Raw genomic sequence first — 14,259 nt, forward strand, 5'->3', positions numbered from 1 at the left:
TTTAATACAGCCTCTTTTTTCTTGGCAAATGCTACCTTTTGAAGCCCGAAAAATGGTTTTTATGTTTAGATTTAAACAATGCCCAAAGATCATTTGTTTTATTGGTAATAAATCAAAGTTTGATGACTATTTCCCAATTGCTTAAAAAAATTGTACCATTTGCCAAACCTTATCGGCGATTGATCTTTTACACCTTACTTTTGACTGTCGTGGGATCTTTTGCAGCGCAAATCAATGCTTTTATCTTACGCTATACCGTCGATCGAATTAACGATTTGATGGTCGCCAAAGAGCCTCTGTCCAAGGGGATGTATATCGTTGGAATGATCAGTATCATTCTGCTGGCTAAAGAGATTATCTACGCGATTGTTCAGTTTGGTCAGAAATTTTATGGTGAGAAACTTCGTATTTATATCGCAAGGGATTTTTCTCAATCTATTGTCAATCGGATCTTGACGTATAAATTAGCATTCTACACCTCTTCAGATAATGAAAGCGGCAAATTGGCCACTCGGATAGATGCGGGAATCAGTTCATTAACGCGGTTGGTACAGAATTTTTTCATTGATATCTTACCATTATTTGCAAATGCAATTATTGCGCTTATCTGTATGTTTTACGCGAACATATATGTAGGTTTGGTTGGGGTTGCTGTTATTCCCTTATACCTGTACATTGGGCAAACCCAGGCATCAAAACTGACCGGATTTAGACGGCAAATGCGGAAATATCGGGAATCCAAAAATAATCGAATTATTAGTTTGATCGATTCGATACTAGTGATCAAATCATTCGTTCGCGAACCGGAAGAGGCCAAGCGGCATGAGACGATCCAATACGAAATGACTGAAAATCAAATGGCCACTCGGAAAACTAGTTTTCTATATGATAGCATTAAGAATTTTGTCGAACAGATTGCAGTTGTTATTATTATTGTTTTAACATCGTATTTAGTGCTTTCGGGGCAGATCACCATTGGGGCAATCATGTTTCATATTATGTTGTTTAACAATGTTTCTGCGCCAATACGTCAGCTTCATCGTATTTATGACGAGGTCAATGATGCATTGATCTATTCGGAGTCTTTTTTTGACATCCTAGAGTCCGATGAGCAGATTGAATCCAGAGGTGACTATAGACCGGCGCAGATTAAAGGGCATTTGGAACTTAGGAATGTGTTTTTTGAGTATCCAAACGGTACCGTGGCTTTGAAAGATGTAAGTTTCGAAATCAAACCGAATGAAATTACAGCTTTGGTCGGTCTAAGTGGAGCCGGGAAGAGCACGATTATCAATTTATTGGATAAATTTTACGAACCTGCTGAAGGACATATTTTTTTAGATGGAGTGGATTTAGCAAAATATGATACCACCTATCTACGTCAACAAATCGGAATGGTATTGCAAAAAAATCACATTTTTAAGGGAACGATTTTGGAGAATATTGAATATGGAAAAATTGGGAGCTCAAAAGATGAAATTATAGAAGCCGCTAAGAAAGCCTATATTCATCAACAGATCATGGAGCTTCCAAAAGGTTATGATTCAGATGCGCAATCTTTATCAGGTGGTCAACAGCAACGTATAGCCATCGCACGGCTGTTCCTAAAAAATCCTCCAATTATCTTTTTGGACGAGCCAACGGCTAATTTAGATGCTATTGCTACCGAGCAAATCAAGAATAGCCTGGATGCCATAAAGAAGGATCGTACAGTAATCATTGTTTCTCATAGTATCTCTCAGATCATTGATTCCAATGCGATTGTTGTGATGGAAAAAGGTCGCGTGGCCGAAAAGGGCAAACACGAGGATCTTTATGCGCATAAAGGCCCGTATCACGCTATTTTTTCTGCGATGGCCAATAGTTTGAATCTGCGTAAAATAAGTAAGACATTGCAGGCTAACGAACGATAAAATCTAAGGTCAGGTTGACCGGCTGTGTAGGATCATTCCCATAACCACCATAACAATGCCAATAGAGGAATAGCCATTTGGAAGCGCTGCATGTAAGATAAGGACTTCGCCAATTAAAGTAAAAATAACTTCCATCGCCTGGGTGGCTTCTACGGCAGCAAGTGCCTTATGGTCGTGATGAACAAGATCGGTCGCTGTAAAAAATAAAAGTGTCGCTATCACGCCCGAACATAGCGCCACTAGGAAGGTTTGTAAAAGCTGACTATCTGTTGGTAAGCCATTTTCTAAATAGCCAAATAAACTAAGCACGATCCAAAAAGGCATGCTACAGATTGTCATCCCTAACGTGCGCTGAAAAGCATCTAGTCTATTCCCTGATATTTTCATCATCTTACGGTTGCCTAAAGGGTAAGCGATTGCGCCAACTAATACTGGAATTGTTCCTAATAGCATGGTATTTAGCGAAGTAGATTGAGCCTCTGCAATTTGCATTAGGACGATGCCGATAAAAATAATAATAGAAAAGAGGAGGGAAGCTTTTGAAATCGCTTTTCGGTGCCCCCTTTTCTCGATTAACGGACCAATGAACATACCTGCAATGATAGTAAACTCAAAGGTACTCGCGACAAGCCAGGAGGGGCCATAACTTGCACCAAAGGTTAGGGTTGCATAAAACAAACCGAAACCAATTGTACTCCACAGCAACCATTGTACTACATTTGATTTTATTTCTTTCAGTAAGCTACTGAGATTTCCTCTTATAGCGACAATAATGAACAGTATGGGTAACATCCAAATAAAACGTAAGGAGGCCGTCCATTGCCAGCTTCCGCCTGACACTGCCATAATGCGATTGAGAACAAAAGTAGTGGCAAAGAAAAGCGCTGCTAAAGTTCCTAGCAGGATGGCGGTCTTTTTATTCTTTTTTAGCGTAAATTGGAAAAGCATAATTAAAGTGAAAAGGATGTATACATCAATTTGTGAAAGTAAGCAAATGCCTCTTTAATTGAAAATGAAACAAAAAGTAATTGATTTTTATCACGATTTTCTCATTTAAAATTCCTTATTTTGCCTAATCAATAAAGCAAGTAGTAAGAAAATTAATCAAGATGATTATACAACCAAGAACTAGAGGTTTTATTTGTTTAACCTCGCATCCACAAGGGGCTGCGCAAAACATTAAAAATCAAATTGAATACGTAAAATCCAAAGGTGAAATCGCGAATGGACCAAAAAAAGTATTGGTAATCGGCGCTTCAACTGGATTTGGTATTGCATCTCGGATTTCGGCAGCATTTGGTTCTGGAGCTGCTACAATCGGTGTATTTTTCGAAAAACCTGCAGCGGAAGGTAAACCAGGTACCGCCGGATGGTACAATTCTGCAGCTTTTGAGAAAGAGGCGCATGAGGCTGGATTATATGCCAAAAGCATTAATGGTGATGCTTTTTCTGATGAAGTGAAAAAGCAAACTATTGAACTTATTAAACAAGATTTAGGACAGGTTGATTTAGTGGTTTACAGTTTGGCTTCACCACGCCGTACTCACCCCAAAACTGGTGTCGCGCACGCTTCTGTTTTGAAACCGATACAAGAGCCATTTACCAATAAGACTGTAGATTTTCATACAGGCGTAATTTCAGATATTACTATCCAACCTGTCGAAAATGGAGAAGATATTGCCAATACAGTAGCAGTAATGGGAGGAGAGGACTGGAAGTTTTGGATTGAAGATCTTAAGGCTGCTGGCGTATTGGCTGAGGGCGCGAAAACCGTCGCCTACTCTTATATAGGACCTGAACTTACTTATCCGATTTATCGTAATGGTACTATTGGCCGTGCCAAAGACGATTTAGAAGGAACTGTGCCTGCAATTAACGCTATTTTGAGCGATATTCATGGTGTTTCTTATGTATCGGTTAACAAGGCCTTGGTTACGCAATCAAGTTCGGCTATTCCCGTTGTTCCTTTGTATATTTCTCTTTTGTATAAAGTGATGAAAGAAAAAGGTATCCACGAAGGCACCATTGAGCAAATGCAACGTTTATTCGCTGAGCGCCTATACACAGCTGACGGAAAAGTTTCCCTCGATGAAAAAGGCCGAATCCGTGTTGACGATTTGGAGATGCGTCCGGATGTCCAGGCAGAAGTTGCAGCATTATGGGAAAAAGCAACTACTGAAAATTTAGCAGAAATTTCAGATATTGAAGGCTATCGCAATGAGTTTTTCAATTTGTTCGGTTTCAATTTCGATGGTATCGATTACAACGCAGATACAAATGAAGTTGTTGGTGTGCCGAGCATTGAAAGCTAAAATGCACGAATTCGCATAAAAAAGGCGGCTGATAAGTGAAAATTCAGCCGCTTTTTTATGAAATCTATCTTCTGTAAACTACCTTTATGAGCCCGTGCTGTCGCTAAATAAGTGCTTTTCTTTTCGTATAGATGAGGTTTCCAACCACCGCAAAACCAATAGCTACCATGATCGAACTAAAAGGATAGATGGCGCCCATTCCCATATTGTTTGCCACAAAACCGATCAGGGGTCCTGTAATTCCCAAAGAAATATCAATAAATAGACCATAGGCTGCTAAAGCCGAACCCTGTTGGCTTTGGTCGACTCTTTTAATCGCTTCAACACCGAGCGCAGGAAAGACGAGTGAAAAACCAAGACCAGTCAATGCTGCTCCCAATAAGGTCCAAATGGGGTTAATAACTGTAGCAATTAGTAATAATCCTAATGATTCAACAAAAAGACTCAGGAGTGCAACTTTTAAACCACCATATTGATCAATAACTTTATTGAATACAAGTCTGGTCAAGATGAAGAAAATTCCAAATACAGTTAAACATGACGCTCCGTTTTGCCAGTCGAAATGCTCATAATAGAGTGTCATGAAAGTCGAGATACTTCCGAAACCAAGTCCACCCAAAGCAAGACAGATTCCAAACGGCGCTACTAAAACTAATACCCGTTTGAAGCTGATTTTTTCCGTCCTTTTTCGAACAATCCGGTAAGGCGTTTTGGAGCGGCAATATACATAGCCAAATATACCAACAACAATTGTTAGCACGCCTAACGCTTCGTAACTGATATGATTTACCATCAGGACACCTAAGGGAGCGCCAATGGCCAACGCGCCATAACTCGCTATACCATTGAACGAGATCGCTTTAGCCGCATGCTCATCACCAAGTTCCATAAGTGCCCAATTTATGGGACTGGCACCGACCATACCCTCTCCAATTCCAGTTAATAATCTGGTGATTAGCAACAGTCCTAAACTGATAAAGGGCTGTGATTTAAATAGGAAAACAAGGAGAAGCAGGATACCAGACATGGCAAAAAATAGCATACTGCGCAAAACAGAAACTTTCGGTCCCTTCGTATCGACTATTTTTCCGGCATAACCGCGAAGTAAAAAAGTAGCAATGTATTGAATGCTAATGACCAGTCCGGCGATAATAGTGTTAAATCCCAAAGTCTGGTGAATAAAAATGGGTAGGGTAGCAAGTGATAGGCCGATAGTGAAATAACCGAGAAAGGTTAAAGAAACGTAGCCTAAAATCTTTTGATTGACCTCCCGAAGAGCAACTGTCATTTTAAAAATTTTAGGCAAAAATACGTCTTAAAGCTTGTTATTTAAAATTAAATCAATAAACAACTGTCTCTTTAACATCACAATTCTTTTCGAGCCATTGCTGATCAAATTGTTTCGGGGAAACTCTTTTACCCTGATAGATGTAATAAATTTTTTCGGACTCGCCTTTTACTGGTGGGCCAGGTATTTTGTTTACTATTTTTTCTTCGGGACAGTCTTGTATTAAAACCTGTTGCTCAAGTCGACGGGTTCTGCAGGAGAAGAGCATAGGTACAACGATAAAAATAAAGGATAGTTTGTTCATGAGTTTAGTTTTAATACGATAGTTAACGTATCAATTGGTGGGAATGCGACATGAATTTGTGAAATGAAATACAACTTTTTGAACAGGCATTTGTTATATAATGGTACCTGAAGGGCTGGAATAGCCGACGAGGTAAATTTATGTTATAGAATTAGTTCAAAAATTATCGTAGAAACATGAAAAGAAAAGCAACAGCCCAATGGAATGGCAATCTTAAAGAAGGAAAAGGTAGTTTGACTACCGATAGTAAAGTGTTAGATCAAACACAGTATTCATATTCAACACGGTTTGAAAATGGTGTCGGAACAAATCCTGAAGAGTTATTGGCTGCAGCGCATGCAGGATGTTTTACGATGCAATTGAGCGCCTATCTTTCGGAAGAAGGTTTTGTTCCTGATGAGTTGACCACTGTATCGACCATTATGATGGAAAATGGGTCAGTTGTACGGTCTGAACTGAAGTTGAAAGCGAAAGTTCCTTCAATAGACGAATCTACTTTTCAAACAATAGCGCAGAAAGCTAAAGAAAACTGCCCCGTAAGTAAGGCATTTACGTTTGAAAAAACGTTAAATGCCGAGCTGTTATAACCGATTTTCTATCATGAACAAAAACGTACTCTTTCTTTTTAAAAAGAACAAAAAGATGTTACTTTGCGTATAAAATCATATTGAATTTAATCAATCAAGTTTTGGTTCAGAAAAAGAAAAACAAGTTAAATGCCACAGAACTGGCAGAGAGAAATATTGAGGCGGGAAAGACATTTTTAGAAAAGCATGCACAGCAAGAAGGTGTAGTTGTATGCCCTTCGGGCCTGCATTATAGGGTATTGACAACAGGCGGCGGGCAGGTACCCAAAAAGTCTGCAAAGGTTATTTGTCATTACAAGGGTGAACTTCTAGACCGCACTGTATTTGATAGTTCCTATAAGCGAAAGCGGCCCGAAACGTTTTACATCAATGAACTGATCGTGGGCTGGCAAGAAGCAATTTCAATGATGCCTGTAGGGTCTATTTGGGAGGTATGCCTTCCACCAAATTTGGCTTATGGAAAAGAGGAGTTGGTTCCTGGAAAAGGAGGGCAATGTACTTTATTATTTCAGATTGAGTTAATTGCCATTTTAGCTTAGCGCAGATAAACATTCATAAAAAAACCGCATCTTATATGCGGTCTTTTTTTATGAATGTTTATTTTTTATTCTACTTCCTTGATTTTAGCATTGATTTCGGCAGTTTTAGCCTCATCCTGCATAAAGATATAATAGTTTTTCAAATTTGTTAATGCATCTACATTTTTAGGCTGCAAAGAAACTGCTTTTTCTAAATAAGGAAGCACTGGCTTTAATTCGGCTTTAATCTTATTTAATTCAGCATCATACTGTGCCTGTGTTAACTTCCTATTATTATTGACAACATTTAATTTTTCACGTGTTTTATTCATCAACGTGATCGCCAAATTTGTATTTGCCTCAAAAAAGTTTGGATCGATTTCCAATGCCTTCTTATATGCTGCAACCGCCGCCTCATCATTCTTTGCAGAAGATTGAGCGATACCTAGGTAATAATTTAAACTTTTATTATTAGGATCTTTTGCTAATTGAGCCGTAATGGCATCGATTGTCTCCTTTTCATGACCTGTAATTAAATTCAGCTCAATATTTTGGGTCATTGCTGCATTGTCGTCAGGATAAGCTTCAGCTGCTTTTTTTGCATATTCCAGTGCAGATGTCGTATCTTGCATCGAGAGATACAATTTAGGTAAGTCTACCATAATTGTCTTATGCGAAGAGAAATCTTTTCTTGGAATCAATTCTTTGTAGCGTTCAATTGCATTTTTATAATCTTTGTTCGATAATGCCGCAACTCCACTGTAGTAAGTTACTAACGTATCGCCAGGAAGATAAGTCAATGCTTTTGTAAAAGAGCTATACGAATCAGCATATTTTTGAGCTTGATATTCTTCTGCACCTAAATTGAAGTTATATTGTCCTAAGATTTGTTCTGCAACCGTAATATTAGCTTTATTAGTACCATCTGTATCCAATTGTTTTGCTTTAGTAATTCCATCTTCAGCCAATTTAGCCAGTTCAGCAGATTTATCAATTGTCGAAAGATTAGCATTTACTAACGCATATACTGTCCACGCCTCGGCGTTATCTTTCGTTTTTTCGTTGACTACAGCAGCATCAATAGCTTCCTTTGCAGATTTCAAGTTGGGCAAACCCAACTGCACCGTTCCAGCATCTTTCAATTCCTGAAATTTTGCCAGGCCAGTTTTCGCCTTTTTTATATTACCGGTTTGCGCAAAGGAAACTGAGGTACATACAGTACCCATTGCGGCTAATAATAATAGAGATTTTAAATTCATATCTATTTAACTGTTAATTGATTCAATAATAAGTTCACCCTGTCTAATTGCGAAGCATCGTCAATGAGCGTATAATATTTAGCCAAGGCTTTGAGCGCATTGACATCATAAGGTTTGATTTCATTCGCTTTCAACAGGTATTCAATAGTTAATTCTTGTATATCCTGATTTGTAGGTTCCTTTAATAAAGTTTCCAGATTGATCAGCCCCAAGGCAAGATTAGACTCGTAATTATTCGGGTCCAATCGCAATACATTATTATAATATTCCTTCGCCTTTTTGATATCATTGGCATTTTCGTACGAATAGCCAGCGATATAGTTCAATTCCACATTTTCTGGCTCCAAACGGATAGCATCAGCGATAACGTTCAGAATTGCATCATAAGAATGATTAGCCGAGTAGACATCAATCAACCTAAAAAGTATCTGCTTATTTTCAGGAAATGCAACATGTCCTTTTTCAAGAACGTTTAAAACATCCTGTTTAGTACCTCCGAGAGAATAAATATGGGCCAGTTCAAGAAAGTAATTGGGCTTAGGTTGCTCACTCTTAATAAGCTCATTATAATATTTGATCGAGTTCATATAATCTTTATTCTTACCCGAAAGTACGGCGAGATTATATTTAAGATCATTATTTTTGAATCCAAGAGAATCTATTCGAAGATATGCTTTATAAGCTTTATCAAATTTACCATCCTTTAAAGCCATGCCCGCTTGATAGGAGATGGCTCCAGCGAGATTTTGACGAACATAATCCATTTCAGCAGGAAAATTTCGGCGTGCTTTTTTTTGATCCAGAAGCTTAAGCGATTTAATGGATATATCAATAGGATCCATCTTATATTGCTGCTTCCTTGTTGAGTCTGCAACTGCCAAGGAACTATACACCAAAGCTCTTAAGAGATTATTGTTGACAGAAGCAGAATCTTTCTTTGACTGAAAAGCCGCGTCTGCAAATTTTCGTGCGTTTTCAAGATTTTTAAATTCGCCGGTTTTGGTATATAAAGCAAAACTGTTGCTGCCCTCTTTTAAATTGGATTGGGCAACAACAGTTAAACTACTTGCAGATATTAAAAATGATATCAGTAAGTTTTTCATTAGTCAATTATTCTTCGTTTGGTTCCGTGCTTTCTTCGGAGTTTGATTCCTTGTTCTCTTCCGATGTAGAATCGTCGTTATCGGTTAACTCTTCAGTTAAGCCAGACTCTTCTAGTTCTTCTTCACGATCGACTTTTGTAATAGAGGCGATCTCATCGTTATCTTTCAAATTAATGAGCCTTACACCCTGCGTGGCTCGACCCATCACCCTTAATCCTTCAACCGCAATACGGATAACGATGCCAGATTTATTGATAATCATTAAATCCTCGGCATCTGTTACGCCCTTTATGGCAACGAGTTCGCCTGTTTTATCAGTAACGTTGATCGTTTTTACGCCTTTACCACCACGATTGGTCACCCGATAATCTTCGATGTCTGTACGTTTTCCATATCCTTTTTCTGAAACGACCAGTACCGTTGTTTCAGAATCATTCACACTAATCATGCCAATCACTTCATCACTTTCAGTTGATAATGTGATACCATGTACCCCAGTCGCAGTTCTTCCCATTGGTCGGACAGTGGACTCGTTAAAACGAATGGCTCTACCAGAACGAAGCGCCATAACGATTTCACTGCTTCCAGTAGTTAAACAAGCTTCGATCAACTGGTCTCCTTCATTGATATTAATGGCGTTGATACCGTTAGCTCGTGGACGAGAATACGCTTCTAAAGATGTCTTTTTGATGGTACCTTTCTTCGTACACATAATGATGAAGTTGTTTTCCAGATATTCTTGGTCTTTCAAATTCTTCACTAATATAAACGCCTTTATTTTCTCCTCTTTTGGAACGTTGATAATATTCTGGAGTGCACGACCTCTCGAGGTGCGGCTTCCTTCCGGAATTTCAAAAGCTCTCAACCAAAAACAACGCCCAGCCTCGGTGAATAGGAGCATATAATTATGTGCAGATGCTGTAATGATGTGCTCCGTAAAATCCTCTTCACGTGTATTCGTACCAATCGATCCACGACCGCCGCGGCCCTGCCGCTTGTATTCGGATAGTGGAGTACGTTTGACGTAACTATTGTGGGAGATTGTAATCACGATTTCTTCGTCATCAATAAAATCTTCCATACGCATATCTTCAGCTGAGTGTACAATCTGTGATCTACGTTCGTCTCCATATTTCTCTTTGATCTCAATCAACTCATCTTTGATAATCTTCATTCGAAGATCTTCATCTTCTAAAACTGACTTTAAATAGTCGATTGTTTTCATCAATTCAGCATATTCTTCTTTGATCTTATCCCGTTCCAGTCCCGTAAGACGGCGTAAAGTCATATCAAGAATTGCACGGGCCTGAAGATCAGAAAGACCAAATTTCTCCATTAATCCAACGCGAGCATCTTCAGGTGTTTCGGAGTTACGGATTAATTTGATTACCTCGTCCAAATGATCCAACGCAATCAAATATCCCTCTAAGATATGCGCACGTTTTTCTGCTTCAGCCAATTCATAGCGTGTACGTCTGACGATAACATCATGTCTATGTTCCACAAATTCATGAATCATATCTTTCAGATTCATGAGGACAGGCCTTCCTTTAACTAGAGCGATGTTATTAACTGAGAACGAGGTTTGTAGTGCAGTATATTTAAACAGGTTGTTTAAAACAACGTTTGCGTTTGCATCACGTTTGATATCATATACAATGCGCATACCTGTCCGGTCAGATTCATCACGGATGGCTGATATACCTTCTAATTTCTTTTCATTCACTAACTCGGCCGTACGCTCGATCATGTTGGCCTTGTTCACCTGATAGGGAATTTCGGTTACAATAATCTGTTCCCGCCCAGATTTAGTTGTTTCTATCTCTGCTTTTGCCCGCATGACAATCCGGCCGCGTCCTGTATTACAGGCATCCTGAACACCCGCATAACCATAGATAAGTGCACCCGTAGGGAAGTCAGGGCCTTTGATATGTTGCATCAGTTCGGCTATCTCGATATCACGGTTCTCAATGAACGCTACCGTACCATCGATAACCTCAGTAAGGTTATGTGGCGCCATATTCGTAGCCATACCGACTGCAATACCAGATGCCCCATTGACGAGCAGATTGGGAATACGAGTAGGGAGAACAGTTGGCTCTTGTAAAGAGTCATCAAAGTTATTTTGAAAATCAACAGTATCTTTGTTGATATCGGATAGCATTTCTTCAGCAATTTTCTTTAATCTTGCTTCGGTATAACGCATAGCCGCAGGAGGATCGCCGTCAATAGAACCGTAGTTACCTTGGCCGTCTACTAACGGATAGCGTAAACTCCAATCTTGAGCCATACGGACCATGGTGTCATAAACGGATGAATCACCATGGGGGTGATACTTACCTAATACGTCACCAACGATACGGGCAGACTTTTTGTAAGGCTTGCCACTGGTAACCCCTAAGTCCAGCATTCCATAAAGAACACGTCTGTGTACTGGCTTCATGCCATCACGTGCATCAGGGAGCGCTCTTGATACAATGACAGACATGGAATAGTCAATGTAAGCAGACTTCATCTGATCCTCGATGTTAATTGGGATAATCCGGTCGTTTGCCGGAACAAGATTGTTGTCGTTTTCTGTTTCTTCAGCCATATGAATTTGGTTTCAATAAAACTAGTAAGCAAGCCCAATAAACTGGCTTGCTACGCATGCGAAGTTACAAAAATTTAACCTCAAAAGCGAAAGTTTGAGACGCTATTATGTATAAAAAAGACAATCAACGATGGAATGTCATGGTACTGATGAACTACCAATTTTATTTCAATTTCTTAAAGCGCAGACGGGCCGAATTGCCGATTACAATTAAGTTCGAAAACGCCATGCTTAGGGCTGCCACCATAGGACCGAGGAAACCAAGGGCAGCGAGAGGGATGGCGACAATATTGTATGCAAAAGCCCAAAAAAGATTTTGTTTAATTGCCAGTAAGGTGTGGTGACCGATCTTGAGTAGCTTTTCAATGGACCGGAGATCACTATTCAGTAGGATGACTTTGGCTGACTGAATCGCAACATGAGTCGAATCCCCGAGAGAAATGCCCACATCTGCTGCAGTAAGTGCGGGCGCATCGTTGATACCATCACCAACCATTGCCGTTGGGCCTTTCTTTTTAAGCTTATGTAAGATTTCTAACTTTTCCTCCGGTGATTTATCCCAATATACGTCGGCAATACCAAGCTTCTGCGCTGTGCGCTCACATTTACTTTGACGATCGCCGCTCAACAGAATAGGGCGTATACCCTTATCTTTGAGATATTGGATTAGTTCTTTTGCGTAAGGTTTTAGTTGATCCTCAAGTACAATACCCGCTATAACCACTTCGTTAATTGTTAATGTAAGGTCATAACGGTTTGAATAATCCTTTGATCCAAGTTTAGCATTGCAAATGGAATAACTATTTCCATTGGTATCTGTGGCAAATATCCCCTTTCCTCGTATCTCATGGACTTCCTTGAAGATAATACGGAAGGGTTTGATTTCCTTCAGCTGCTTTCGGATCGACTTCGCTATAGGGTGGCTAGAATAACTTTCCAACTGTGCTATGATCGATTCGACCTGAGATTGTTCAATACCAAATGTTTGAATTGCTTTGATATTAAAATCGCCAGTTGTTAGTGTGCCAGTTTTGTCAAATACCATTTGTTTGAGTTCGGACATTTCCTCCATAGTGCTTCCACCTCTGATTAGTATACCTTTTTTTGCCGCTCTACCCAATCCGACCATAACAGCCGTAGGAGTTGCTAGTCCCATTGCACAAGGGCACGATACAACCAGGGTGGCTATTGCATTCATCAAAGATTGTTGCATTGGTAGCTGTGCGATAAAATACGTGATAAAAAAAGTGAAGAACGAGATACTGACAACGATCGGTACAAAATAAGCGGCTACCTTATCGCCGAATTTTTGAATAGGAGGTTTTTTACTTTGAGCGTCTTTGATCAACTGGATGATTTGATAGAGCACACTTTTAGATCCCACTTTGGTTGCGACAATTCTGATATTACCCTCGGTCAGCAATGTGCCGCCAATCACAGCATGATACTTCAGTTTTTCAACGGGCATACTTTCTCCTGTTAACATTGACTCGTCTACCCAGCCTTGTCCTTCCAAAATATCGCCGTCGACCGGGATCTGATTTCCTGTGTTCACCTTTAGAATATCACCAGATTTAATTTCTTTGGCCAATATGGTTATTTCCTGATCCCCATCGATCTTAATCGCATCCACGTTCTGGTACTTAATCAGATCTTTGATTGCAGAGGTGGTTTTCTTTACAGCCCGTTTTTCCAATACGTTTCCTAAAAAAACCAATGTAATGATTGTAGCACAGGTTTCGTAAAATTGATAATCGTGCCCAAGATTGTAGCCTGTGCCAATCAGACTATAGATAAAAGCAGCAGTAGATCCGACTAATATGAGCACATCCATATTTGGCATCTTATTCCAAAGGGATCGTAACGCACTGATCCCGAAATAGGAAAAGCCGATAACATATACAGGTATACAGAAACAGAGCTGGATATATGGATCATGGAGTAAAGGATACGCCGTAAACATATGGCTCCATAGCGGTACAGTAAAGATCAAACAACAGAAGAACTTAAATTCAATGGAGTGCCAAAAGCCAGGCTTATCATCCTGATCATCGATTACTTTGTATCCTAAAGACTCAATCCCTTCAATCAGCATAGGTATTTGTTCCTGAGGAATATCGGAAAATTTGACTTCATCAGCGGCAAAATCAACATTGATGTCTTTAGCTCCGTTTTTTTCCAGGTATTTGTGGATTGAAATAGCACAATTTGCGCAGTGCATTCCGGTTACATGTAGTTCAGTATGCACGTTGGATTCCTTCATTTAATCGTCAGTAATGTCTTTACGCAAAGATAGGTATTTCCTCATAATGCTTTTTGCGTAAAGTAAAATTGTTTAGCTTAGCGTGCCGGTTTTATTCCCCTTTTACATAGACAATCTGG

At 39.5% G+C, this 14,259-nt stretch carries 11 protein-coding genes; 4 read left to right on the plus strand and 7 right to left on the minus strand.

The window, feature by feature from the left end; translation table 11 throughout:
- Positions 1-122: 122 nt before the first annotated feature.
- A complete protein-coding gene (locus QE382_RS12645; RefSeq protein WP_307186205.1) occupies positions 123-1,913 on the plus strand; it encodes an ABC transporter ATP-binding protein in 1,791 nt (596 codons plus the stop codon).
- Between the two features lie 9 nt (positions 1,914-1,922).
- Here QE382_RS12645 and QE382_RS12650 read toward each other — a convergent pair whose 3' ends face one another.
- Positions 1,923-2,861: a DMT family transporter gene (locus QE382_RS12650; RefSeq protein ID WP_307186206.1), complete on the minus strand. Its 939-nt coding sequence runs from the start codon at positions 2,859-2,861 to the stop codon at positions 1,923-1,925.
- A gap of 161 nt (positions 2,862-3,022) precedes the next feature.
- Between QE382_RS12650 and fabV the strand changes: the two genes are divergently transcribed.
- On the plus strand, positions 3,023-4,225 hold the full coding sequence (gene fabV / locus QE382_RS12655) for an enoyl-ACP reductase FabV (RefSeq protein WP_307186207.1): 1,203 nt from the start codon (positions 3,023-3,025) through the stop codon (positions 4,223-4,225).
- A gap of 103 nt (positions 4,226-4,328) precedes the next feature.
- On the opposite strand, the gene QE382_RS12660 is transcribed toward fabV, so the two are convergent.
- Both QE382_RS12660 and QE382_RS12665 read right to left on the minus strand, forming a co-directional pair.
- On the minus strand, positions 4,329-5,513 hold the full coding sequence (locus QE382_RS12660; protein ID WP_307186208.1) for an MFS transporter: 1,185 nt from the start codon (positions 5,511-5,513) through the stop codon (positions 4,329-4,331).
- 52 nt (positions 5,514-5,565) lie between these two features.
- Positions 5,566-5,817, minus strand: coding sequence for a hypothetical protein (locus QE382_RS12665; protein ID WP_307186209.1), 252 nt, complete (start codon positions 5,815-5,817; stop codon positions 5,566-5,568).
- Between the two features lie 176 nt (positions 5,818-5,993).
- Between QE382_RS12665 and QE382_RS12670 the strand changes: the two genes are divergently transcribed.
- Both QE382_RS12670 and QE382_RS12675 read left to right on the plus strand, forming a co-directional pair.
- Positions 5,994-6,404 carry an OsmC family protein gene (locus QE382_RS12670; protein ID WP_307186210.1) on the plus strand — a complete coding sequence of 137 codons (411 nt, stop codon included), beginning with the start codon at positions 5,994-5,996 and terminating at the stop codon, positions 6,402-6,404.
- 80 nt (positions 6,405-6,484) lie between these two features.
- Entirely contained in the window at positions 6,485-6,943 is a 459-nt protein-coding gene (locus QE382_RS12675; protein WP_307186211.1) for an FKBP-type peptidyl-prolyl cis-trans isomerase, read from the plus strand.
- A gap of 65 nt (positions 6,944-7,008) precedes the next feature.
- Here QE382_RS12675 and QE382_RS12680 read toward each other — a convergent pair whose 3' ends face one another.
- From QE382_RS12680 to QE382_RS12695, 4 genes are all read right to left on the minus strand, one after another.
- Positions 7,009-8,181 (minus strand): tetratricopeptide repeat protein, encoded by a 1,173-nt coding sequence (locus QE382_RS12680; RefSeq protein ID WP_307186212.1) that lies wholly within the window; start codon positions 8,179-8,181, stop codon positions 7,009-7,011.
- A 2-nt stretch (positions 8,182-8,183) separates the two neighbouring features.
- Positions 8,184-9,284 carry a tetratricopeptide repeat protein gene (locus tag QE382_RS12685; RefSeq protein WP_307186213.1) on the minus strand — a complete coding sequence of 367 codons (1,101 nt, stop codon included), beginning with the start codon at positions 9,282-9,284 and terminating at the stop codon, positions 8,184-8,186.
- A 7-nt stretch (positions 9,285-9,291) separates the two neighbouring features.
- Positions 9,292-11,877 (minus strand): DNA gyrase subunit A, encoded by a 2,586-nt coding sequence (gene gyrA / locus QE382_RS12690; protein ID WP_307186215.1) that lies wholly within the window; start codon positions 11,875-11,877, stop codon positions 9,292-9,294.
- Between the two features lie 163 nt (positions 11,878-12,040).
- Positions 12,041-14,140, minus strand: a complete 2,100-nt coding sequence (locus tag QE382_RS12695) for a heavy metal translocating P-type ATPase (protein ID WP_307186216.1) — start codon at positions 14,138-14,140, stop codon at positions 12,041-12,043.
- Positions 14,141-14,259 lie beyond the last annotated feature (119 nt).

Source organism: Sphingobacterium zeae, from assembly GCF_030818895.1.
Classification (GTDB): Bacteria; Bacteroidota; Bacteroidia; order Sphingobacteriales; family Sphingobacteriaceae; genus Sphingobacterium; species Sphingobacterium zeae.

Excerpts from the sequence above, each read along its gene's own strand:
- QE382_RS12645 (WP_307186205.1), top strand. The coding sequence starts at position 123 with ATGACTATTTCCCAATTGCTTAAAAAAATTGTACCATTTGCCAAACCT.
- QE382_RS12650 (WP_307186206.1), bottom strand. The coding sequence starts at position 2,861 with ATGCTTTTCCAATTTACGCTAAAAAAGAATAAAAAGACCGCCATCCTG.
- fabV (WP_307186207.1), top strand. The coding sequence starts at position 3,023 with ATGATTATACAACCAAGAACTAGAGGTTTTATTTGTTTAACCTCGCAT.
- QE382_RS12660 (WP_307186208.1), bottom strand. The coding sequence starts at position 5,513 with ATGACAGTTGCTCTTCGGGAGGTCAATCAAAAGATTTTAGGCTACGTT.
- QE382_RS12665 (WP_307186209.1), bottom strand. The coding sequence starts at position 5,817 with ATGAACAAACTATCCTTTATTTTTATCGTTGTACCTATGCTCTTCTCC.
- QE382_RS12670 (WP_307186210.1), top strand. The coding sequence starts at position 5,994 with ATGAAAAGAAAAGCAACAGCCCAATGGAATGGCAATCTTAAAGAAGGA.
- QE382_RS12680 (WP_307186212.1), bottom strand. The coding sequence starts at position 8,181 with ATGAATTTAAAATCTCTATTATTATTAGCCGCAATGGGTACTGTATGT.
- QE382_RS12685 (WP_307186213.1), bottom strand. The coding sequence starts at position 9,284 with ATGAAAAACTTACTGATATCATTTTTAATATCTGCAAGTAGTTTAACT.
- gyrA (WP_307186215.1), bottom strand. The coding sequence starts at position 11,877 with ATGGCTGAAGAAACAGAAAACGACAACAATCTTGTTCCGGCAAACGAC.
- QE382_RS12695 (WP_307186216.1), bottom strand. The coding sequence starts at position 14,140 with ATGAAGGAATCCAACGTGCATACTGAACTACATGTAACCGGAATGCAC.